Genomic DNA, 23,557 nt, shown 5'->3' with positions numbered 1-23,557 from the left:
TCTTTATGAGTTCATATCAACAAGTTCTACATACCCTATATTGGTTTTCTGTCTACAAAGCTTTACATTAAAATTAAAATTTATTTATATTTTTTGATTTCAATCACAGTTTTAATAAATATATTTTAATATAATACTGATGTAGCCCTGGGTTATAAAAGTGCAAACTGCAAAGCTTATTAGGAAAATTTTCCAAAAGCGTGATTACGCTCACGTCTTTTTTATGATAACTTTGATAATATAAAAGAGTAATCACTAATAGTTATGCACTGAATATTGAAATATACATATTTACAAAATAGGAGGCACATAAAATGAGTATGTTCTGTTATCAATGTCAAGAAACTGCTAAAGGAGCAGGCTGCACACTAAGAGGTGTTTGTGGTAAAACAAGTGACCTTGCAAATATGCAGGATTTATTAGTATATGTACTAAAGGGAATTTCAATAGTTAATGTAAAGGCAAGAGAGCTTGGAGTTAACAAGAAAGAAACAGATAGCTTTATAGTTGACGGGTTATTCATGACAATTACTAATGCTAACTGGGACAAGGCTAAGTTTTTCGGAAAAGTTAGAGCAGGTTTAAAGCTTCGTGAAGAGATTAAGGAATCAATAACTAAAGCCGGTGGAAATTTTGGAGAAAACATTCATGAGTCAGCTACTTGGTATGCTGAAACGGATGCTGAATTTGAAGCTAAAGCTGAATCCGATACAGTAGGAGTACTTGCTACTGCTAATGAAGATGTAAGATCATTAAGGGAATTATTAACTTACGGATTAAAAGGTATGGCAGCATATGTAGAACATGCATACAACCTAAAGTTCGAAGATAACAACCTATATGCATTTATGCAAAGAGCACTTGCAGAAATTACGAATGATAGCTTAACTGCAGATGAATTAGTTGCGCTTGTATTAGAATGCGGTAAGTATGGCGTAGATGCTATGGCATTACTTGATAACGCTAATACTTCAAGCTATGGAAACCCAGAAATTACAAAAGTAAATATAGGAGTTAGAAATAACCCAGCTATTTTAATTAGTGGCCATGACTTAAAAGACATAGAAGAACTTCTAAAGCAAACAGAAGGAACTGGAGTAGATGTTTATACTCATAGTGAAATGCTTCCAGCTCACTATTATCCAGCATTTAAGAAATATAGTCACTTTGTAGGTAACTATGGAAACGCTTGGTGGCTTCAAGATAAAGAGTTTGAAAGTTTCAATGGTCCAATACTAATGACAACAAACTGTATTGTTCTACCTAAGGATTCATACAAAGATAGACTATATACAACTGGATCTACAGCTGTAGAAGGATGTAAACATATATCAAGTAGAGAAGATGGAAAAGAAAAAGATTTTTCTGTAATTATAGAACATGCTAAAAAATGTGCTCCTCCAACTGAAATAGAAACTGGAGAGATCATCGGAGGATTCGCTCATAACCAAGTAATAGCACTAGCTGATAAAGTAGTGGAAGCTGTAAAGAGCGGAGCTATTAAGAGATTCTTCGTTATGGCAGGTTGTGATGGAAGAATGAAGAGCAGAAATTACTATACAGAATTCGCTGAAAAACTTCCAAAAGATACAGTTATACTTACAGCTGGCTGTGCGAAATATAAATATAACAAACTTGATTTAGGAGATATTGGAGGAATTCCAAGAGTATTAGATGCAGGACAATGTAATGACTCTTATTCATTAGTAGTAATTGCTCTTAAACTTAAAGAAGCATTTGGACTAGATAATGTTAATGAACTTCCAATATCATATAATATTGCATGGTATGAGCAAAAAGCTGTAATAGTATTACTAGCATTATTACATTTAGGAGTTAAAAACATTCACTTAGGACCAACACTTCCAGCATTCCTTTCACCAAATGTTGCTGACGTACTAGTTAAGAATTTTGGTATTGGTGGAATAACTAATGTGGATGATGATATAAAAATGTTTATGGGTGAATAATTCTCACCTAGTTTCTCCCCTTAACCGTATTGGACAAGTCCAATACGGTTCTTTTATATTAATTAAGTTAAAAGCATTGGCTTTAATTCATTCTTAAAAGTAGAATAAGGTATCCTAATAATAGGTATTTCTGATATAGAAGGCGCTATTTCATTGAATCCAAAAAACAGTACAAGATTTTTATCTTCTAGGTAGAATGGTTGGTCTCTTGAGATGCCTTTAAAACTTTCTGCGGACCCCGGTGGATAAAGACTTGTGTTTGTAGATAATTGATTTTTAATTTCTCTATTTATAATATCAATATATTTAACACCTGGTTTAAATATATCTTCTAAAGCAATCGGCTTTCCAGTATTTAAGTCGAAATTATAAGTAGATCGAATGTAAGTGTGTCTTCCTCCAATATATTCATAATAAAGCACAGAAATGCTTAAAATATTGTTTTTGTTATACGTAATATTATAGTTAGAAGATATACTGTAGGGCTTAAAATCTTTTCCTTCTTTCTCAGCTTTTGAACCGTATTCATTAGCAGCCTCTTCTAATTGTCTCTTAAACTCCATTATGTCACCTTCGATTGAACTATTTATTTGTCTTTGTATCTTATCACTATTCATCCCGTTTAGAATAGGTATTCTTATATCTTCACTGATAAATTTTTTAGAAACTTTTAATTCCTTAGGCTTTACTGTGACGACATTATTTAATCTTAACATTTGTAGAGATTGATCGTTTGCACTTTCTGGAAAATTAAAAATAATATACAATTTTTAAAATACCCCCCTAAAAATTATACTCTTACTAGCAAACTTTTGAAAAAGCAGTCTTATTTATACTATGTTATAATTACATAAAATGTTAACAAGTCAATGTTTCTTTAATTGGAAACTATTTGATTTTATTCAAAAGTAGCTCATAATCTTTGAGTTTACCTAATGAAGATACTTTTCGATCAAACATAGTAATTTTAAGATAAGTTATACTTATATACTTAAAGGTTTAGAATATAAAATTCAGAAGTTGTCAATAATTACTAAATATGAACATATTTATTAATATTAGACAAGATTAATTTTTAAGAGGGTGAAATGATGTCCCATCATAATATAAAATCAAGCTATAAAAAATTAGAGGAGAGATTGAATAGATTTCCACAAGGGGCTCCTCCATCAAAAACTTTATATAAAATTCTCAATATTTTATTTAGTGAGAAAGAAGCAGAACTCGTTGCTCAGCTTCCGATAAAGCCTTTTACAGTTAAAACTGCCAGTAGAATATGGAATATGGAAGAAGCGAAAGCACATGTAGTTCTAGATCAGTTGGCAAGCAAAGCAGTATTACTAGATACAGACCATAATGGAGTACAAGAATATATGCTTCCCCCTCCTATGGCAGGTTTTTTTGAGTTTTCTCTAATGAGAACTAGAGGTGATGTTGACCAAAAGTTACTCAGTGAACTATTTTATCAATACTTAAATGTTGAAGAAGATTTTGTAAAAGAGCTATTTCTAAGCACAGAAACAAGACTTGGTAGAGTGTTTGTACAAGAAAGAGTGCTTTCAAATGAAAATGCAGTACATGTTCTTGATTATGAGAGAGCTAGTGAAGTAATTAAATCAGCTTCTCACATTGGTATAAGTATGTGTTATTGTCGTCATAAAATGCATCATGTAGGTCGTGCTTGTAATGCCCCGTTAGATATTTGTATGACCTTTAACAACGTAGCAGCCTCTTTAATCAAACATCAATACGCCCGTAAAGTAGATGTATCAGAAGGAATAGAATTATTACATAAAGCTTATGAAAATAATCTTGTTCAGTGCGGTGAAAATGTAAGAGAAAATGTAAGTTTTATATGTAATTGCTGTGGTTGCTGTTGTGAAGCAATGGTCGCATCTAAAAAATTTGGAATGCTACACCCCGTTCATACTACTAATTTTATTCCACGGGTAGATGAAAGTACATGTGTTGGCTGCGGTAAATGTGAAAAGATGTGCCCTATAGAAGCAATAACTATGGTTACAATGGAAGGAGAAGGTACAAAAGGAAGGAGAGCCAAAGTGAATGAAGATATATGTCTAGGGTGCGGGGTATGCGTTAGATCCTGTTCCAAAAAAAGCATTCGTTTGGAGAGTAGGGGGCTGAGAATAATTACTCCAGTAAACTCAGTTCACAGAGCTGTGCTAATGGCAATAGAGAAAGGCCAACTTCAGAATCTAATATTCGATAACCAAGCCTTTGGAAGTCATAGAGCAATGGCTGCAATATTATCTGTTATACTAAAACTACCTCCTATGAAACAGGCTATGGCAAGCAAGCAAATGAAATCAATTTATCTAGAAAAATTAATTAGCAAGTTAGATGTTTAAAATTAAACTAGTTATAAATACATTTTAGGAAAATATATATTTAAGGTTTGAACTAAATAATAAGTTTAAAGTGGAAAATACCGCACTAACGCGTCTAGTGCGGTATTTTTCCATATTATTGTACTATTAGTAACTTGATAACAAATGAAAAAAGTAATATAATCAATAACGTTGTCTTATTAGAATTACAAAGTTTATTAGTGATAAGCTATAAGATGACAGCACTATATATGAGAGAAAGAAGAGTGAAAAACGTGTTAGTCCCTAAATTAATTACTTGTTTCAAAGAATACACAACAGAACAATTTCTAAAAGACTTTATTGCAGGAATCATAGTTGCTGTAATAGCATTACCCTTATCAATTGCTCTTGCAATAGCTTCAGGTGTTTCTCCTGAAAAAGGATTGTATACTGCAATAATTGGAGGATTCATAGTATCTTTTCTGGGCGGAAGTAGAGTTCAAATCGGTGGGCCTACTGGAGCCTTTATAATAATAGTTTATGGTATCGTGCAAAAATATGGTATAACTGGTTTAACTGTTGCAACAATAATAGCAGGTACTTTTTTAATCCTTATGGGATTGTTTAGATTTGGTAAAATTCTAAAGTATATTCCTTATCCAATAATTACTGGATTTACTAGTGGAATAGCGGTATCAATATTTTCAACACAAATTACTGACTTTTTTGGATTAAAGATAAAAAGCATACCGTCAGAATTTATTCCTAAGTGGATTTCGTACATAAGCCATATGAATACAATCAACTATCAAAGTTTGTTTATAGGAGTTTTTGCTCTTGCGGTAATAGTTGTATGGCCAAAAATAAATAAGAAAATACCTGGCACTCTCATAGCCTTAATATTGACAACAGCAATAACTATGTATTTCAAGTTAAATATTGAGACTATTGGTAGTAGATTTGGAACTATTCCAAGTACTTTGCCTAAAATAGTTGTACATGATATTAATATGAATATGATAAAAGAATTAATGGTTCCTTCTATAACAATTGCAATACTTGCTGCAATTGAATCACTTCTTTCAGCTGTTGTAGCAGATGGTATGATTGGCGGAAATCATCGTTCTAATATGGAACTTATTGCTCAGGGCTTTGCTAATATATTCTCAGGACTTTTTGGTGGAATTCCCGTTACCGGCGCTATAGCAAGGACTGCTGCAAATGTAAAGAATGGAGGAAGAACTCCAATAACAGGAATTGTACATGCTATTACACTTCTACTTATAATGATGCTGCTTATGCCTTATGTCAAATTAGTTCCAATGTCTTCTCTAGCGGCTATACTTATAGTAGTTTCTTATAATATGGGGGATTGGAAGGCATTTAAGACCCTAAAAAACACACAAAAAAGTGATGCTTCAGTATTTTTATTAACCTTTTTACTTACTATTTTACTAGATCTTGTTATAGCTATTGGAATAGGAGTAGTAGTTGCATCTCTTTTATTTATAAAAAGAATGGCAGATTATTCAGAGGTTGTATGCTATGAAAATGAAAATGAAGATCAAGACTATATCGATTTTTCAGGGAAAGTCAATAATCATGAAGAAGTATCTTTTTATGAAATTAAGGGCCCATTTTTCTTTGCAGCAGCAAACAAATTCGTTGATGTTACTAAAAAGTTAGAAGGAAATTGTAAAGTTTTAATTATAAAAATGAGCAATGTTCCAACAATAGATGCCACCGGATATCATGAGTTTGAAAATCTTTATGAGGCATGCAAGAAACAAAATACTGAACTAATTATACTAGAAAGTAAGAAGATGGTTTTTAATGCTTTAAAAAGATATGGCTTTGTTGAAACATTAGGTAGGGAAAATTTTTGCAGCAATATAAATGAAGCAATTAATAGAACAAGAGATTTACTAAAGTGTAATTTTAGTGATGATGCTGCTTAAGACATTTGACTTATCTATATAATAAAACACATGAAATTAGAATACTTATAGCGTAATTATAGAATTTCACTATTTATAATCACAATTCCTAAGATTTAAAAAGGAAGAAACCTCAGAGCATTGATTACTCTGAGGTTTTTTTTCTTTTTCCATCCTTACTTCCATGGGTGTATCCTACAACTTCAAAATCCTTTGATAATTCATCAACAAATTCCCGATACCAAGGGCACTTAGATCTGATACATGAAGATAGGTGAATTGTTGTTACCCCAATATCTTTCATCCTATGAGCCTTAGTTACAACCTGATCAATAGAATCTTCACTACAACCATTACAATGAACAAAACTAATTAGCTCAGAGTCTGAATTATATTCTTCAAAGGACGCAGTTTTGTTATTAAAAGCCTTAAAACAACCAGATCCTGAACATCTTTTTGACACTTCAAAACAGTTAATTATACCTACTTTTTTCATTTTAAAACATACCTTTCCTGCAGCTTTATAAATTATAATTTACGATTATATCATAAAAACAAAAAAAATTCTGTGATGAAAATCATGAATTTAAATTCATAGTATTAAAATAATTTTTTAATAAACTAGATATGCATTTAATATTATACAATCTGGAAACAAATTGAATATTAAACTATTCAATGAAATAAATAAAAAAGATGAACATAAAATTATATACTTAACAAATATAATAGTACTAATAATACTATAAAGGAGTAATATATGACTAATATTTTTAAGGTAGATGGGAAAAAACAAATAGGCTTACTTATTATAATTATAATTTTAACTGAAGCGGCAGGCTTTTTATCTGGATTTTTAAGTATGACCAATATGAATACATACAATAATCTTATAAAACCATCATTCTCTCCACCGGGATGGGTTTTTCCTATCGTATGGGGTGTACTGTATTTGCTAATGACAATAGCATTCTATCGCATAATACTAAAAGGAAGAGAAGGCAAAGATGTAAGTAACGCAAAAAGATATTATATAATTCAGTTAGTATTAAATCTGATTTGGACAATAATATTTTTTAAATTTAGACTTTATGGACTTGCATTCTTAGACATACTTCTTATGGTGATTTATATTATGTTAACTATATTTAAATTTTTCAAAGTCGATAAAATTTCAGCCTATCTATTCATACCATATATTTTTTGGGTATCTTTTGCAGGTGTATTGAATTTTTGTATATGGAAATTTAACGAAATGTAACGTATTAAACCATAGTTGTTTGGAGCAAGGTTTGATTTGTTTAGATTATACAAATTGAATCTTGTTTTTATTAACTAGTAAATAGTTTCCGCAAAATAGTTACAAATTTGAAAATACATATCGAAATAATTAAATCTTTATACAAACTATAATAGTTAAAATACTCATATTCAGTAAATAGTAGGTTAAAATATTATTAATAAAAAATACAAATTATTCAAGGAGTAATAAAAATGCAATTATTGAAGTTTATAGGAAGAGGGAGTGCCTTTAATACTAAGGAAGGAAATACAAGTGCCTATATAAAAGATGAGGAAGACTTGCTGCTAATTGATTGTGGTGAAAATGTATTTACAAGAATTATGGAAAAGGACTTACTTAAGACTACAAAGAATATTAATGTTATTATAACCCATTTACATCCTGATCACGTGGGAAGTCTAGGAACTCTAATTTTTTACTGCTACTATATAAAAAAGCTTAAAGTTAACTTAATTTTTGAAAATACTTATGAGATATCAAATTTTTTAGAAGTGCAAGGTGTATCAAGTTCTATATATACAATAACTAAACCAGATAAAACACATAATCTAGAAAAGTTAAATATATTAGAACTTAAAGCTCATAAAGTACAACACTCTCCTGAATTAAGTTGTTTCGGATATAGCATAAAGTTTGTAGGCGGAGTAGAATTATTTTATGCTGGGGATACTAACAATTTAGAAAAAGATGTTCTAAATAATCTAAGAAACAACATCTACACTGAGCTTTATACAGACACTTGCTTAGCGGATTACCCTGGTAATACTCATTTACCACTAAGAAAGTTATGTGAACTTATACCAAAAGAATTTAGATATAAAATTTTCTGTATGCATTTAGATTGCACAAAGCTAATAGAAAAAGCTCAAATAGAAGGCTTTAACGTTGTAAATATGTTTTAAATCACTACTATAAATTACATATAAAACGAATAATTGTCTTAGATTTGTAAACAATAATATCAGGGAGTTATAAGGAGAGTATAATTGCATCTCTACGAAGTGTAGTTGAGGTTATATTTCTTGTTATAACTTTGCTATATGATAGGGAGATAACTTTAGTTATAAGTTATCTCCCTTGTATTTTAAATTGTTGTTAAAGCAAACTAGAGGTTCATGTATAACAGGTACTCGTAATGTGGATTTATATGAAATAGCTAATAAAATAAATTTTATAGTATAATCTAAATTTAGATATACTTTTAATGAGAGGAGTATTAACAAAGTTATGGAAGCACACATTTATCTAAAGGGAGAAAATAAGCCACTAATTTATAAAGGTGACAGGGTTGATATTTTAGATTTTGAAATGAACGGTATAAAGTACAAACAAATAAGATATTTTAAGAATGGTTTTAGCAAAAGTGAACTTATAGAAGGAGAAATAATAAATAAAATCCTAAAAAAAGAATAGAAATATTGAATAGTTTAAGTGAAAAACTAAAATACTAAATTATTGAGTAGAGATAAAATGCTAGATAATATATTAGTTGAAATATACAGAAAATTATGCATAAGCTAAACATATATGCATAATTTTAAATGAATCATAAATGTTGACGGGTATACGATACTAACTAAGATACTTTGTAAACGTAATAATAGAAAAAACACATAATAATACATAAAGTTGCATAAAAAGTATTGAATAATTATATGAATGAATATATAATTATTCATATAAAGATTAATGTAATCAGGCAGGGGGAACAATAAAATGTTAAAGAAAAGTTTAAAGAAAATCATCGCAATGTCACTAGTAGTAGGCTCAATGCTTACATTTGCAGCTTGTGGAAATCAGAATGCCGCTCAAAATAACGGTAGTGGAGAAAATTCTCAATCAGCAGTTATGCAAAGAGTAAAGAAAAGCGGAAAGCTTGTTCTTGGTACAAGTGCAGACTATCCACCATATGAATTCCACAAATCAATAAATGGAAAAGACGAAATTGTAGGATTTGACGTTGAGGTTGCTAAACAAATTGCCAAAGATCTTGGTGTAGAACTTCAAGTTAAAGACATGAAATTCGATGGATTGCTTGCAGCTCTAGATCAAGGAAATGTAGATATAGTTGTTGCTGGAATGACTCCAACTGAAGAGAGAAAGAAAAATGTTGATTTTTCAAACGTATACTACAAAGCGGTTCAAACAATAGTTGTAAGAGAATCAGATAAGGGTAAAATCAAAACAACTGACGACTTAAAAGGAAAAAGAGTAGGAGTTCAAAAGGGTGCTATACAAGAAGAAATAGCTAAGAAACAAGTAAGTGGTGCCGAAGCAGTTGCTCTTGGAAAAATATCTGATTTAATGCTAGCTTTAAAAACAAATAGAGTTGATGCTGTAATTGTTGAATTACCAGTAGCTACTTCAAATGTAAATGCTAATAAAGATTTAGTTATATCTGATATAAAGCTACAAACTGAAGAAGCTGGTTCTGCTGCTGCTTTCAAAAAGGGAAGCGGAGACTTAGTAAAAGAAGTTAACAAAACTTTAGATAGATTATCAAGCGAAAAGAGTATTGACAAATTTGTTACAGATGCAAATAATTTAGTAGAAAATCAATAGAATGCTTTTTATACTTAAGCAAAAATGTTAGGCAATAGTTACTGCCTAACATTTTCTTTCTTGTAGAACTTATGGTAATTTCCTGTAAAGATAACCTATACTTACAATATTAATAGAAAATGGGAGGACAGAATATTGGATTTTAGTTTTTTATCAGAGTATTATTTATTTTTTCTAAATGGAGCAAAATTTACAGTATTTTTAGCGTTTTTTACAGTACTATTTGGATTTATGCTCGGTTTAATCTTATCACTGATGAGATTATCAAATAAGAAGATTTTAAATGTAATAGCTGCATCTTATGTAGAGTTTATAAGAGGAACTCCTTTGCTTGTTCAATTATATATAGTCTTCTATGGACTTCCTCACCTAGGAATTGCTTTACCAGATTTTGTAGCAGGTATTATTGCTTTATCAGTAAATAGTGCTGCATATATAGCAGAAATAATTCGTGCTGGAATACAAGCAGTTGATAAAGGTCAAATGGAAGCTGCAAGATCAATAGGTATGAAACCTGGAATGGCTATGAGATACATTATTATACCTCAGGCAGTTAAAAATATCTTACCAGCATTAGGTAATGAATTTATAGTAGTAATTAAAGAATCATCTATAGCATCTATTATAGGTATACATGAGCTTATGTATAATGCTGATACAGTTAGAGGGAATACATTTAAACCATTTGAACCTTTAATTGTTGCAGCAATTATGTATTTTGTATTGACATTTAGCCTATCAAAAGTTGTAGGTGCCTTTGAAAGGAGAATGAAGACAAGTGATTAAAGTTAATAGTTTGCATAAAAAATTCGACAAATTACATGTTCTAAAAGGAGTTAACGTAGAAATAGAGAAAGGTGAAGTTGTCGTTGTTATTGGTCCAAGTGGTTCTGGAAAAAGTACATTTTTAAGATGTCTAAATCTATTAGAAGAACCAACCGATGGAGAAATTGTTTTTGAAGGAATTTCTATTACTGATAAAAAAACTGATATAAATAAGCTGCGTCAAAAAATGGGAATGGTATTTCAACAATTTAATTTATTCCCTCATTTATCAGTACTTGATAATATAACTATTGGACCAAGAAAACTTAAAGGTATGTCTGTTGATGAAGCTAATAAAGTAGCTTTTGATTTGTTAAAGAGAATAGGACTTTATGATAAAGCAAACAACTACCCTGGACAGCTTTCTGGAGGACAAAAGCAAAGAATTGCAATCGCTAGAGCACTTGCAATGGCTCCAGATGTAATGTTATTTGATGAACCAACATCCGCGCTTGATCCTGAAATGGTTGGAGAAGTTCTAGATGTTATGAAAGAGCTTGCTTCAGAAGGAATGACAATGGTAGTAGTTACTCATGAAATGGGATTTGCAAGGGAAGTTGGAGATAGAGTTCTGTTTATGGATGGAGGCGTAGTTTTAGAAGAGGATACTCCAGAGAATATATTCTCTAATCCTCAGCATCCAAGAACTCAAGACTTCTTAGCTAAAGTATTATAAAGAAGTAATTTTATTCACTAATTTATATAAAAATTAAAGATAATTTTAAATAATTCACAAAGCACAGCTTTTATTAAGGCTGTGCTTTGTACTATAAAGTCATGAATTTAAGAAGGGAAGTGACTATTTAGTGAGGATATGTATTGAGATACTTTCACTTACTAAAGCAAGGTTATGAAAGATTTAATAATAAAAGAGCTTGAAAAGTTTAAAGAACAGCTATGTCAAACAAATGATTATATGTATTATAATCCTGAACTTGGGAACAAGGAATTTAAAGCAGTTGAAAAGTTGACAGCATTTCTAAGGGAACACAAGTTCAAAGTAGAAATTGGAATCGTAGGCAAGGCTACTGCATTTAAAGCTGTATATAAGGCTGAAAAAAAAGGGCCTAACATTGCATACCTATGTGAATATGATGCACTTCCGCAAATAGGCCATGGTTGTGGACATAATATGATTGGAACTATGGGTGTAGGGGCTGCTGTGGCGTTAAGTAAAGTGTTAGACAGTATAGGCGGACAAATCATTGTTCTAGGCACTCCTGCAGAAGAATGTGATGGTGCAAAAGTTGATATGGCTGAAAAAGGTGTATTTAATGACGTTGATGTGGCAATGATATTACATCCAGGTGAAGCCAGTTATGAAAGTGGTAAATCTCTAGCAATAGACGCACTACAATTTGACTTTAAAGGAAAGTCAAGTCATGCTGCTGCAGAACCTGAATCAGGGATTAATGCGCTAGATGCAGTTATACAAACCTTTAATGGAATAAATGCCTTAAGACAACATGTTACTTCTGATGTTAGAATCCATGGTATTATAAAGGAAGGCGGTGTAGCTGCAAACATTGTTCCTGATAGAGCTATAGCACAATTTTATATTAGGGCAAATGAAAGAGAGTATTTGAATGTAGTAGTTGATAAGGTTAAAAATGTAGCAAGAGGCGCAGCTCTAATGACTGGAGCAACTCTTGAGATTAGCAATTATGAAATTTCTTATGATAATATGAAAACTAATAAAATATTATCTAAAACCTTTAGTAATAACTTGAGATATGCTGGAGAAGAAAACATATTTCCACCAAGAGCTACCTATGGTTCTATAGATATGGGTAATGTAAGTTATGTTGTGCCTTCTATCCATCCCTATATAGGTTTTGGATGCGAAAACTCAGTGTCTCATAGTAAGGAGTTTGCAGATGCTACTGTAACTGAAGTGGCCCACAAAGCACTTATTAAAGGTGCAGCAGCACTTGCTCTTACAGGATATGATGTAATTACAGATACTGATTTATTAAAAAGAATAAAAGAAGAATTTAACACTTAAAACATTTATTAGTGAAAAAGTGACATTTGATAAGATTATTACTCTTATCAAATGTCACTTTTTTATTTAATCACGATTTAATAAAACACGATGAAACTATTTCTTGTAATTTTATACTATAATTTTTAAATATACCATACATGGATATAACTATTCATTGAAATGTGTCATAATTTCATAGATAATCAATATGTACAAGTCATATATAACAAATCAATATTAATTCAAGGATACGCACTAACTGTAGTATAAATGCTATTAAACTAATATTACTTTATTTATAGGGGGGAAATATATAGTGGTAAAATTTAAAAAATATCTAATTGCCGCCTTTTTCTTTACATTTGTTATCTCCGCGGCATCGCCACAGGTATCTGCTTCCCCGTCTAATATAAGATTGGGTGGAGCTGACAGATACGAAACTGCTGTAAAAGTATCACAAGATGGGTGGGCACAATCGGATTATGTAATTCTAGTTTCAGGAGAGAATTTTCCCGATGCTATTTCAGCCGCACCGCTTGCAAAAAAGTATAATGCACCTATATTGATAACTGAGGGTAAACAGTTAAATGCAAAAGTTTACGAGGAAATAAAAAGACTAGGTGTTAAAAATGCATATATCATAGGTGGTTCTGGAGTAATATCAGAAGGTATTGTTCAAGATTTAAAAAATATAAATATAGAAGTAAATCGTTTTAGTGGTCAAGATAGATATGAAACCAGTGTAAAAATTGCAGAAGAAATAGGGACAAGTAATGGGGCAGTATTGGCTTCAGGTGAAAACTTTCCAGATGCCTTGTCTATAGCTTCAATTGCCGCTGTAAAACAACTTCCAATTCTACTTACACCTTCAAAAGAATTACCAAATAGTACGCAAGATTTTATACAAAACCATAGTATAGATAATTACTACGTTGTAGGTGGAACTGCTGTTATAAGTGATGATATAACGAGAAACTTAACTAATATTAAAAGACTAAGCGGAAATAATAGATATGAAACTAATTTAGCTATACTCAACGAATTTTCTGGAGATTTAAATTTTAACAATGTATATCTAGCATATGGAGAAAACTTCCCTGATGCTCTTTGTGGATCTGCAGCCGCAGCTAAAGACACAGCTCCAATTGTATTAACAAGCAAGACTAGAAGTAGCTCTCTTTCGATAGTTAGTTCAAAAGAAGATTCTATATCTTTGTTAAAAATATTAGGAGGAACTGCCGGTATCTCAGATTCCTTTGTAAAATCAATTTTCTCGCCTGAGAGGTCAATATTAGGATATACAACTTACTATTATCCTGGAGATAGCTCTTCATATAATACAATGACTAAATATCCAGGATTATTTGATGAAATAGCTACTGATACTTATTCAACAGATGGACAAGGCAATATTAAAGGGTATATTCCGCCGAAACAATTAGAATATGCCAATAATAATAAAATTAAAGCTTATGCAATGGTATCAAACTATTTCGATCCTAAAATTACAAAAAGCCTACTTGAAAGTCCTGAAAATAGACAAAGGCTAATAAATAATATATTATTAGCTTTAAAAGAAAATAATTATAAGGGTGTAAATATTGATTTAGAGGGTATTTATGCATCAAACAGAAATGACTTTACAGACTTTATGAAGGAGTTATATAATACCTTGAATCCTCAGGGATTTGACGTAACGATTGCAGTTCCAGCTAAAACTTGGGACAACCCTAAAGACAACTGGAATGGAGCATATGATTATGAGCAAATCGGAAAGTATTCTGACAAAGTTATAATTATGACTTATGATGAACATTGGACTGGTGGTGAAGCAGGACCAATAGCATCTATTGACTGGGTTCAGAAGGTAATAAACTATACTGTTAAAACTATCCCTAAAGAAAAGATAGTATTAGGACTAGCTGCTTATGCCTATGATTGGTCCTCTGATGGGTCAAAGGGTAAATCATATAGTCTAAGCGAAGCAAATAGTATTGCAGATAAATATGGCTCAGAAATTAAATGGGATGAAACATCTAAAAGTCCTTACTTTAATTATACTGACAGTTCCGGTATGAAACATGAAGTTTGGTTTGAGAATGGTCAAAGTATAGGCTATAAGCTAGATATTGTAAATAACTTAGATTTATCCGGAGTTTCTATTTGGAGATTAGGATTAGAAAATTCAGATTATGTGCAAAGTATTAGAGCTAAACTTAATAGGTAAAATAAAGAAAGATGCTTAGCCTTTAAGGCAAGCATCTTTCTTTATATGTTAATTATATGATAAAAGTAGGCAAAAATAAGGATGTACTGATATATTAATACCAGTACATTTTTAATAGTACAGATCTGTATTATATATTTTGTATAAGGGGGACTTACACATTATATTTTTAATACAATATAATTATAATAGACCAATATGTAGTTTTTATGAAGAAAGTAATTAGAAATGCTGTCAGAAAAAATATTTTCTAGTGATTATTGCTACTCATTTGTTTTAGTGTAGATACACCGTATACTTTAAAGCCTTACTAACTTACCATATATTTAAAGTAATTGCTCTAAGCTTATTACTTTAAATAATTATTATAGAAGCATACGATGATTGCTAAAATGATACTAAGTACATAAATCTAAATAATTAGAGCAAAATAGAATTTGTAAAATAAAATATCACAAATTTTAAGGAGGATTCAAATTATGAATGCAACTTTATTAGCGCCAAACGCCCAATATCAAGCTTGTGTTGATGCTTGTAATAAATGTATGCAATTATGTCAGGAGTGTTTTAGACTTTGCTTAGCAGAACCAGATGTAAAGGCAAGAGAACATTGCATACTTGATTTAATCGATTGTGCAGAGATTTGTGCAACAGCAGCAGCTTCAATGTCTAGAAGAAGTCATCACGTAACTCATATCTGCAATTTATGTGCAACAATTTGCGATGAATGTGCGGCTGAGTGTAGTAAATTTACAGATAATCACTGTAAAATGTGTGCTGATGCATGTCGTCAATGTGCTGATGAGTGTAGAAAAATGGATAATATGTAATAAAGAAAGAAGCTGATTTATTTATTGTAAATCAGCTTCTTTCTTTATTTAAAATACTTTCAACAATTCAAAACTTTACAAAACCTATATATGCTTTACTCCATAATGAATAGAAGCAATTCCACCAGTTAAAGATATATATCCTGTATTTATAAAACCAGCATCATCAAATGAAAGTTTTAATTCTTTCTTTGGCATAAAATTCTTTACAGAATCCCTGAGATAGGTATATGCACCTTTATCTCTTGTGCCAAGATATCCAATAGTAGGTAGAACATAAGTCAAATATGCTGAATGAAGTTCTTTAAGAATAGGAAGTTCTGGAGTAGATAGCTCAAGACAAACTAATTTTCCGCCTGGTTTTAGAACTCTGTGCATTTCTGAAAATGCTTTATTCTTATCCTTTATATTTCTAATTCCAAAGGCAATTGTTACACAATCAAAATTGTTACTTTCAAAAGGTAACTCTAAAATATCTCCTTGTATCAATTTAAAGTTATAATCTCTTATGTTTTCACTAAGCCTTTTATGTCCAACATTAATCATTTCTTGATTAAAATCAAGTCCTATAACTTCAGTGTTTTTTCCTACCTTTTTACAAGCATAATTAACCATTTGTCCTGTACCACAGCATAAATCTAAGACCCTATTATTTGGTTTTAAATTACATACTCTTATAGTTTTATTCCTCCACATTTTGTCTATATTAAAAGTTAAAATCGAGTTTAATTTATCATAATTCTCTGCAATAGAAGAGAAAATATTTTGTAAATCTATACTATTCTTCATCATATTTAGTGTCCCTCATTTCATAACCAAATTTATAATATGCTTATAGATTATTATGATGTTATTAGTACTATGTAATTCATGGTATTACATCAATGGGAATAAAACAAATATTGTTAAATCCCAAATTGCATGAGATATAATTACGAGAATAAGGCTTTTTTTCTTCATATAAAGCTATCCTCAGAATAATTCACATTTTTATAAAAAGTCTGAGGTGCGATAAAAGCATTCCAGATTTTTTTCTTTTAGTTAACTTTATCAAAAATCTTCATAAAATCTACATATTATTTTGATATAATATAAAAACCATGTAATATGATTAAATGGCAAAAAATGTAGTATTTCATATTATTAAGTGTTTTGGTAAAATATCTAAAGAAGATATTTTAATGGAATTGTAAAAACGTATATATTCAATTCCAAAAGTATTTAGATTAAGGAGAGATAGCATTGAATAAAAGATTGAAACAGCTTTTAATGATACTAGCACTTACTGCAACAGTTAATAGTGTAGCTTATGCTCAACCAGCGTCGAATAGCAATAATTCATATTCAAAGGTCCAAGAGCTTGAAAGAAATATAGAGAATTTGGACAACCAAATAGAAGGGGTAATGGATAAAATCGATGAAAATAAAAAGCAGATACTAACGAAAGAAAAGGATATCAAATCTTCAGAAAATGAATTAAAAACAGCTGAAAGTGAACTAAAAACAGAGAAAGAATTATTTAATAAGAGAATGAGAGCAATTTACATAAATGGATCTAGTGGATATTTGGATATGCTTTTAGATTCCGATGGACTTGGAGATTTTATTTCGAAAGTTGATATAGCCAAAAGAATTATAAGCTTTGATAATAAAATTATTTCAAGTTATAGTACAAAACAGACTAATATTGCCAACAGAGTAGACAAGCTTAAATCAGAAAATAAAAAGTTACTATCACTGAAATCAGATAATGAAAAGAAATTAGATGAACTTAATAAAAGTAAAAATGACCAAAAAAAGCTAATAGAACAAGCTAAAACACAACAAAGAGAGTATGCAGTAGCTGAGCAGGCTGCAGTAAGTACAGCGGCAAGAGAAGTAGCTAGCATAAGGGCTACTGCACCTAAGGTAACTTTATCTAGAGGTGGTTCTGCTGTAAGTTCACCTATAAGTAATAATAACGTTGTAGCGTATGCTTCAAATTTCATGGGAACACCTTATTTGTGGGGAGGAACTTCGCCAAGTACTGGATTTGATTGCTCTGGTTTTACTCAGTATGTATATAAACACTTTGGAGTTTCTTTAGGAAGAACTACCTATGATCAAATAAAAGACGGAGCAGGTGTGTCCAGGGATCAGTTGCAGCCAGGAGATTTAGTTTTCTTTGGTAAAGGCGGCAATCCTACGCACATGGGTATGTATGTAGGTAATGGTGCATATATACATTCACCACGTACTGGAGATGTAATTAAGATTTCACCAGTTGATAGAGGAGACTATATAACTGCTCGTAGAGTTAAATAATTTTATTAACTATAACTATACATATAAAAAAACTTCTTGTAAATATAGTTTATTTATGTTTACAAGAAGTTTTTTACATAAACAGAATTCTAAGCTTTAGGGTGAGTATTAAAGTTTGTAGCTACCAAATGAATTATTTGTTTTAAAACCAGTATCCTTCTATAAATAAAACCCACATAACTAGCAGTCCTTATTTAATAAAATTAATTTTTGTCAATTTATTGAGAAAATATAGGATTAGATAAATTTAAGGCTATACGCGAACTATTTGAAATTTTTGCTCATCATTGATTGATGCATGTTTATCATATCCTGTCTGCTTGTGGACTGCATAATGTTAGCCATAGGACCATATCCGTTATTTTTCATTATATCTATCATTTTGTTGTAGTCAGTGTAATTTAAACTACCCATAAACCTATTCATAGCAGCAAAATCTCTATTTTCCATAGCTTTTGCTGCATCAGTAAATCCATTTTCCTCCATGATTTTTATCATATCATTATAACTAGTATTATTTGTACTATATTTTGCAGGTATTTGAGATTCAGTTATTGAATTAGAGTTTGATGTTATTATATCTTCAGTAGAGCTTACTACAGATAATTTGCTAGGAACTATGCTCTCTTTTCCTTGAGCATAAGCAGCAGAGATCCCTCCAATAACAAGTATCGCTGTAGTCATTAAAACCATTAGTTTCTTTTTCATAAAAAACATCTCCTTTATTCATAATTAAATTTTCGTTATGTGTTTATTATAAAACCAAAATATGGAGGAATTATGGAGTGTTTATTTACTACAATATCCACAGCGCTTTTTAGGTATTATATTTCCTTCTCATTATTTGAATAAAATGTTGTACTAAATTGATATGAAGACAGGTAAAATACATAAATTAGTATTATACCTGTCTATTAAATTTTAAGGCTTATATATACTTTTCGTAAAAAATTAGTAATAATATAATAAGCACTAATATTAGGAATAGGGGAGAGTCTTATGGATAAACAAACTGAAAAAATTCGAAGAAGATATAATAGAGCAGCTAAAATATATGATATTCTTGAAAATCCAATGGAAATGATGGCGCTAAAACAATGGAGAATAGAAGTTATGAAAGAGCTAAAGGGAAATGTCTTGGAAGTAGGTGTTGGAACTGGAAAGAATATAGAGTACTATCCCGAACATATTAATATAACAGGTATTGATTTTAGTGAAAATATGTTAGAAAAAGCTAAGGAAAAAATAAAAAAATTTAATAAGAAAGTGACTTTACTTAATATGGATGCCCAAAACATGGAATTTGAGGATAATGTATTTGATACAGTATATACTACCTGTGTATTTTGCTCTATACCCGATCCAATAAAAGGCTTGAGAGAGATAAGAAGAGTGTGTAAACCAAATGGAAAAATAATAATGATAGAGCATGTTAGAAGTGAGAAAAAAATCTTAGGAATAATTATGGATATATTAAATCCTATTGTAGTAAATACCTATGGAGCTAATATAAACAGAAGAACAATAGAAAATATTCAAAAGTCAGGATTTGATAATGTAGAGGTAACGAATCTATTTAGTGATATTGTTAAAAAGATAGTAGTATATAATGAAAAGTGATGATAATTTTTAAAAATAATATTCTTGACTGCAAAATAATAAGTTATAATATGAACTATATTAATACACCTAATTATAGATTAGATATTATTATTTCAAAAAAAGAACTAAGGGATTAAGTCCTTTAGTTCTTTTTAATGGGAGAAACATTAAAACAATAACTAACTAATTGTAGCATTATAAAGAGGATACTCTGAGGGATTATACCATAGTTTTAATTGCACCTTGGTCTTAAATTAGTAGTTGTTAGTTATTTACCTTCTCTGTAACTTATACCGTTAGGAGTTTTATCAACAGATACTGTTGTAACTACCTTATTTTGAATGTTATCAATTACACTTATAGTATTATCAAACATATTAGTGACATAGGTAAATTTGTTATCAGGACTAGTTACTACTCCATGAGCACCTTTACCAGTTTCTATTGTAGCTACAACTTTCTTTGTAGTTAAATCAATTTTTGTAACGGTATTTGAAGGAGTAGCTTCAGTGCCTTGATTAGCTACGAATGCAAATTTATCATCGGATTGAATGTAAACCTGTGCTGGGCCTATTCCTACAGGTACTTTTTCTACCTTCTCTGTAGCAAGGTCTATTATAGCTAAAGTATTTTCACCATTTATAGTTGCTACAAGAGTTTTTCCATCATTTGTTATACCAGTAGTTATAGGTGTTTTTCCAACTTTAATTTTCTTCACTTCCTTAAAGTTTGCAATGTCTAAAATACTCACAGTATCTTCATACATATTAGCTACATAAGCAAACTTCCCATCTTTTGATATACGAAAACCATGAGGGCCATTACCTGTAGAGATTTTACCAACTACATTATAATCGTTTGTGTTAATAACTGATACATTATTGTCTTCATTATTTGTAACTAATACATATTTACCATCAGATGTATATACTACGTGAGCAGGATGTTTACCTACTTCTACTTTTTTTATAAGTTTATTTGTTTCTACATCATAGAACAATGCAGAACCATTCATACTCATAGTACCATGTTCAGTTTTACCTTTTTCCATCATAACAGCGGAAGTTGCAGCTACTACTTTACCATCTGGTGAAACTTGAACATTATGTGCAGCACCATCCACTTTAATAGTTTCTAAAACTTTATTTGTCGCTGCATCTATTTTGGAAATACTTCCTCCTTCATTTGCTGAATAGTAGAAGGCAACTTTTTGCTCTGTTTTAGTTTCTGTTTGGGTAGTGGACTGCTTATTGGTTTCATTTTTAATTGTATTACCACAACCAGCTAAGGCTACAGTTATCATTGTTGCAATACCTAAAGTTTTCAAATATTTTGATTTAAGCACTAAAACCATCCTTTCTTGAAAATAATAATCATTTGCGTAAAGTTATTGTAATTGATTGATATGAAGAAATTATGAAGAAATTATATTTGTTAAAATAGTTTTGTACAAAATTTTACTTTCTATTCTGGTTAGCAATTTAAAAATGTGGCTATATAAGAATAGTTAAAATGAAAGACATTCTTATTAGTAAGACATAATACATATATGATAAAAGAGCAATTTATTAAAATGTTAAAGAAAAGTATCTTACTTTGCATGAAAAAGTATAGGATCTATTATATACTATAAATGCTGCAGTAAAAGTAATGAATACTGCTATTGATAACTTAGAAGAATGGTTTTATAAAATATAACATACAAATATAATTATATAACATATGTATATAACCTAAAGTAATAGTTTATATTAAAAATAAAACCTTGTAATATCTTATATATTTGAAATTTTAGAAGAAAATTTTAACTAGTTTTAATTTGAAATAAAGCATAAGCATAAAATGATTAAAGGTGAGTTATACCTAATCTTAATAATATTAATATAGATATAATAAGCAAAATTGGATCTAGGAGGTAACCAATGAAAAGAGGAGCGGTAGAAAGAAACTTTAGAAAGATAAAAAACCAAATTTCACAGATAGAAGAAATAGTTAAACATACAAAAACGAATGCTTTATGGGAGCATGAATCAGCCGTCAGAAAAAAAATAAGGCATTTACAAGAGTTTGAAGATGCAGATATTAGAGATTACAACAATGTTTATGAAAGATATTTGGATTTATTAGAATATATATCTGAAAGGCTTGTTGAAGACTATAATAGAAAAAATGGCACTAATTTTAATTTTAAAGAAATAATTAATGATGATTTTGATAATTATTTAAGATCAGGTATTATGGGTGTACTTATAACTACTCACATTCCAACACTCGTATCTAAACAGTTCGATACTGTATTTCCTGCAAACCCTAAAGATGAATATGAAGCAGCAAGAAAGTTTAAAAGAAAGTTTTATCTTCATTTAGGAGAAACAAATACAGGAAAAACGTATAACGCAATGCAAAGGCTAAAAGAAGCATCAAATGGAATATATCTCTCTCCATTAAGAATATTAGCATTAGAGAATTATGAAAAATTGAATAATGAAGGTGTTAAATGTAACCTATTAACTGGTGAAGAAGAAATATTGATTGAGGAAGCAAGACATGTATCCTGTACCATAGAAAAACTTAATATTGATAATGAATATGATGTTGCTGTTATAGACGAGATTCAAATGATAAATGATGATCAAAGGGGTGCAGCATGGACTAGAGCTTTACTAGGATTAAAGAGTAGAGAAATACATATATGTGGAGCTTTAAATTCAAAAAAATTACTTATCGACATTATAGAGGATTGTCAGGATGAATATAATTATATGGAGTATAAGAGGGATATACCACTGGAAATACAGTTCGATGCTTTCACTAATAAAAAGATTCAAAATGGAGATGCATTGGTTGTGTTTTCTAAGAAGAGGGTGCTGGAACTAGCATATTATTATGCTGACCAAGGTATCAAAGCTAGTTTAATTTACGGAGATTTGCCTCCTGAAGTAAGAAGAAAACAATACGAACAATTTATCAATAAAGAAACTACCATACTAATAACTACCGATGCTATAGGAATGGGAGTTAATCTTCCAATCAGAAGAATAGTATTTATGGATGTGAAGAAATTTGATGGAACTGAAGTAAGATATTTAAATTCACAAGAAGTTAAGCAAATTGCAGGAAGGGCAGGAAGAAAGGGAATATACGAGGTTGGATACGTAGCTTCCTACGGTGACACTCAATCTTTTATAAAAGAAATGATTGATTCAGAAGATAGACGAATAAAAGAAGGTGTTCTTGGACCTAGCGAAGCAATATTAAAAATAAAAAATTTACCTTTAAGAGAAAAGCTTGCTTTGTGGAGTACAAGAGAAGAAAAATACGAATTATATAGAAAAATGGATATAGGAGATTATTTAATAATTTTAGACACTATAAAATCCTATAAGCTAGATGAAGAAATAGAATGGCGATTATTAAAAATTCCTTTCGATGTATCAAACCCAACAATGATGGATTGCTTTTTAAGTTATCTAGACGAAACCTTTATTGCTAAGAGAGATATAATATCTAAACCAGTGGTAAACTTTAAGGAACTTTATGATCTTGAAATATACTATCAGAAGATAAATCTTTATTATTCTTTCTCTAAGGCATTTAATTTAGAATTTGATGAAGAGTGGGTTTATGAGGAACGTTTAGCAGTAAGTGAAGATATAAATAAGATATTGGTAAGTATATAA

At 30.3% G+C, this 23,557-nt stretch carries 20 protein-coding genes and 1 pseudogene; 15 read left to right on the top strand and 6 right to left on the bottom strand.

The window, feature by feature from the left end:
- The first annotated feature begins 314 nt into the window (after window positions 1–314).
- Window positions 315–1,970, top strand: a complete 1,656-nt coding sequence (hcp, locus tag AC0N0V_RS10265) for a hydroxylamine reductase (RefSeq protein ID WP_474463910.1) — start codon at window positions 315–317, stop codon at window positions 1,968–1,970.
- 62 nt (window positions 1,971–2,032) lie between these two features.
- On the opposite strand, the gene AC0N0V_RS10260 is transcribed toward hcp, so the two are convergent.
- A complete protein-coding gene (locus AC0N0V_RS10260; RefSeq protein WP_474463908.1) occupies window positions 2,033–2,737 on the bottom strand; it encodes a DUF3298 and DUF4163 domain-containing protein in 705 nt (234 codons plus the stop codon).
- A gap of 324 nt (window positions 2,738–3,061) precedes the next feature.
- Between AC0N0V_RS10260 and AC0N0V_RS10255 the strand changes: the two genes are divergently transcribed.
- The gene (locus AC0N0V_RS10255; RefSeq protein ID WP_474464504.1) at window positions 3,062–4,339 is read left to right on the top strand and encodes a 4Fe-4S dicluster domain-containing protein; all 1,278 of its coding nucleotides are present in this window, start codon (window positions 3,062–3,064) and stop codon (window positions 4,337–4,339) included.
- 254 nt (window positions 4,340–4,593) lie between these two features.
- Window positions 4,594–6,258: a SulP family inorganic anion transporter gene (locus tag AC0N0V_RS10250; protein ID WP_474464503.1), complete on the top strand. Its 1,665-nt coding sequence runs from the start codon at window positions 4,594–4,596 to the stop codon at window positions 6,256–6,258.
- A 124-nt stretch (window positions 6,259–6,382) separates the two neighbouring features.
- On the opposite strand, the gene AC0N0V_RS10245 is transcribed toward AC0N0V_RS10250, so the two are convergent.
- Complete coding sequence (locus AC0N0V_RS10245; RefSeq protein WP_474463905.1) at window positions 6,383–6,733, bottom strand: CGGC domain-containing protein; 351 nt, start codon at window positions 6,731–6,733, stop codon at window positions 6,383–6,385.
- A 264-nt stretch (window positions 6,734–6,997) separates the two neighbouring features.
- On the opposite strand from AC0N0V_RS10245, the gene AC0N0V_RS10240 reads away from it, so the two are divergent.
- From AC0N0V_RS10240 to AC0N0V_RS10200, 9 genes are all read left to right on the top strand, one after another.
- Window positions 6,998–7,498 carry a TspO/MBR family protein gene (locus AC0N0V_RS10240; protein WP_474463904.1) on the top strand — a complete coding sequence of 167 codons (501 nt, stop codon included), beginning with the start codon at window positions 6,998–7,000 and terminating at the stop codon, window positions 7,496–7,498.
- A 233-nt stretch (window positions 7,499–7,731) separates the two neighbouring features.
- A complete protein-coding gene (locus AC0N0V_RS10235; RefSeq protein WP_474463903.1) occupies window positions 7,732–8,442 on the top strand; it encodes an MBL fold metallo-hydrolase in 711 nt (236 codons plus the stop codon).
- Between the two features lie 325 nt (window positions 8,443–8,767).
- The gene (locus tag AC0N0V_RS10230) at window positions 8,768–8,953 is read left to right on the top strand and encodes a hypothetical protein (protein WP_474463901.1); all 186 of its coding nucleotides are present in this window, start codon (window positions 8,768–8,770) and stop codon (window positions 8,951–8,953) included.
- A gap of 303 nt (window positions 8,954–9,256) precedes the next feature.
- Complete coding sequence (locus tag AC0N0V_RS10225; protein WP_474463899.1) at window positions 9,257–10,102, top strand: transporter substrate-binding domain-containing protein; 846 nt, start codon at window positions 9,257–9,259, stop codon at window positions 10,100–10,102.
- A gap of 135 nt (window positions 10,103–10,237) precedes the next feature.
- A complete protein-coding gene (locus AC0N0V_RS10220) occupies window positions 10,238–10,888 on the top strand; it encodes an amino acid ABC transporter permease (protein ID WP_474463897.1) in 651 nt (216 codons plus the stop codon).
- Entirely contained in the window at window positions 10,881–11,603 is a 723-nt protein-coding gene (locus AC0N0V_RS10215) for an amino acid ABC transporter ATP-binding protein (protein ID WP_474463895.1), read from the top strand. The genes AC0N0V_RS10220 and AC0N0V_RS10215 overlap by 8 nt, the downstream gene beginning before the upstream one ends.
- A gap of 174 nt (window positions 11,604–11,777) precedes the next feature.
- Entirely contained in the window at window positions 11,778–12,932 is a 1,155-nt protein-coding gene (locus AC0N0V_RS10210) for a M20 family metallopeptidase (RefSeq protein WP_474463893.1), read from the top strand.
- Between the two features lie 298 nt (window positions 12,933–13,230).
- A complete protein-coding gene (locus AC0N0V_RS10205; protein WP_474463891.1) occupies window positions 13,231–15,141 on the top strand; it encodes a cell wall-binding repeat-containing protein in 1,911 nt (636 codons plus the stop codon).
- Between the two features lie 479 nt (window positions 15,142–15,620).
- Window positions 15,621–15,971, top strand: a complete 351-nt coding sequence (locus AC0N0V_RS10200; RefSeq protein ID WP_474463889.1) for a four-helix bundle copper-binding protein — start codon at window positions 15,621–15,623, stop codon at window positions 15,969–15,971.
- A gap of 84 nt (window positions 15,972–16,055) precedes the next feature.
- On the opposite strand, the gene ubiE is transcribed toward AC0N0V_RS10200, so the two are convergent.
- Both ubiE and AC0N0V_RS10190 read right to left on the bottom strand, forming a co-directional pair.
- A complete protein-coding gene (gene ubiE / locus AC0N0V_RS10195; RefSeq protein WP_474463887.1) occupies window positions 16,056–16,763 on the bottom strand; it encodes a bifunctional demethylmenaquinone methyltransferase/2-methoxy-6-polyprenyl-1,4-benzoquinol methylase UbiE in 708 nt (235 codons plus the stop codon).
- 84 nt (window positions 16,764–16,847) lie between these two features.
- Window positions 16,848–16,937 (bottom strand): annotated as a pseudogene (locus AC0N0V_RS10190) (CPBP family intramembrane glutamic endopeptidase); the annotation flags it as partial.
- A gap of 276 nt (window positions 16,938–17,213) precedes the next feature.
- Between AC0N0V_RS10190 and AC0N0V_RS10185 the strand changes: the two are divergent.
- Window positions 17,214–18,275, top strand: a complete 1,062-nt coding sequence (locus AC0N0V_RS10185; protein ID WP_474463885.1) for a C40 family peptidase — start codon at window positions 17,214–17,216, stop codon at window positions 18,273–18,275.
- A 264-nt stretch (window positions 18,276–18,539) separates the two neighbouring features.
- On the opposite strand, the gene AC0N0V_RS10180 is transcribed toward AC0N0V_RS10185, so the two are convergent.
- A complete protein-coding gene (locus tag AC0N0V_RS10180; protein WP_474463883.1) occupies window positions 18,540–18,983 on the bottom strand; it encodes a hypothetical protein in 444 nt (147 codons plus the stop codon).
- Window positions 18,984–19,274: 291 nt separating this feature from the next.
- Between AC0N0V_RS10180 and AC0N0V_RS10175 the strand changes: the two genes are divergently transcribed.
- The gene (locus AC0N0V_RS10175; RefSeq protein ID WP_474463882.1) at window positions 19,275–19,895 is read left to right on the top strand and encodes a class I SAM-dependent methyltransferase; all 621 of its coding nucleotides are present in this window, start codon (window positions 19,275–19,277) and stop codon (window positions 19,893–19,895) included.
- 250 nt (window positions 19,896–20,145) lie between these two features.
- On the opposite strand, the gene AC0N0V_RS10170 is transcribed toward AC0N0V_RS10175, so the two are convergent.
- Window positions 20,146–21,222, bottom strand: a complete 1,077-nt coding sequence (locus AC0N0V_RS10170) for a YVTN family beta-propeller repeat protein (RefSeq protein WP_474463880.1) — start codon at window positions 21,220–21,222, stop codon at window positions 20,146–20,148.
- A gap of 577 nt (window positions 21,223–21,799) precedes the next feature.
- On the opposite strand from AC0N0V_RS10170, the gene AC0N0V_RS10165 reads away from it, so the two are divergent.
- Window positions 21,800–23,557, top strand: coding sequence for a helicase-related protein (locus AC0N0V_RS10165; protein ID WP_474463878.1), 1,758 nt, complete (start codon window positions 21,800–21,802; stop codon window positions 23,555–23,557).

This window comes from Clostridium sp. CS1-1, assembly GCF_056135525.1.
This window is presented reverse-complemented; position numbering and strand designations above follow the sequence as displayed.

Bases quoted from the DNA above. Each gene is read 5' to 3' on its own strand.
- AC0N0V_RS10230 (WP_474463901.1), top strand. From the start codon at position 8,768: ATGGAAGCACACATTTATCTAAAGGGAGAAAATAAGCCACTAATTTAT.
- AC0N0V_RS10175 (WP_474463882.1), top strand. From the start codon at position 19,275: ATGGATAAACAAACTGAAAAAATTCGAAGAAGATATAATAGAGCAGCT.
- AC0N0V_RS10200 (WP_474463889.1), top strand. From the start codon at position 15,621: ATGAATGCAACTTTATTAGCGCCAAACGCCCAATATCAAGCTTGTGTT.
- AC0N0V_RS10245 (WP_474463905.1), bottom strand. From the start codon at position 6,733: ATGAAAAAAGTAGGTATAATTAACTGTTTTGAAGTGTCAAAAAGATGT.
- hcp (WP_474463910.1), top strand. From the start codon at position 315: ATGAGTATGTTCTGTTATCAATGTCAAGAAACTGCTAAAGGAGCAGGC.
- AC0N0V_RS10180 (WP_474463883.1), bottom strand. From the start codon at position 18,983: ATGAAAAAGAAACTAATGGTTTTAATGACTACAGCGATACTTGTTATT.
- AC0N0V_RS10255 (WP_474464504.1), top strand. From the start codon at position 3,062: ATGTCCCATCATAATATAAAATCAAGCTATAAAAAATTAGAGGAGAGA.
- AC0N0V_RS10240 (WP_474463904.1), top strand. From the start codon at position 6,998: ATGACTAATATTTTTAAGGTAGATGGGAAAAAACAAATAGGCTTACTT.
- AC0N0V_RS10165 (WP_474463878.1), top strand. From the start codon at position 21,800: ATGAAAAGAGGAGCGGTAGAAAGAAACTTTAGAAAGATAAAAAACCAA.
- AC0N0V_RS10235 (WP_474463903.1), top strand. From the start codon at position 7,732: ATGCAATTATTGAAGTTTATAGGAAGAGGGAGTGCCTTTAATACTAAG.
- ubiE (WP_474463887.1), bottom strand. From the start codon at position 16,763: ATGATGAAGAATAGTATAGATTTACAAAATATTTTCTCTTCTATTGCA.
- AC0N0V_RS10210 (WP_474463893.1), top strand. From the start codon at position 11,778: ATGAAAGATTTAATAATAAAAGAGCTTGAAAAGTTTAAAGAACAGCTA.
- AC0N0V_RS10225 (WP_474463899.1), top strand. From the start codon at position 9,257: ATGTTAAAGAAAAGTTTAAAGAAAATCATCGCAATGTCACTAGTAGTA.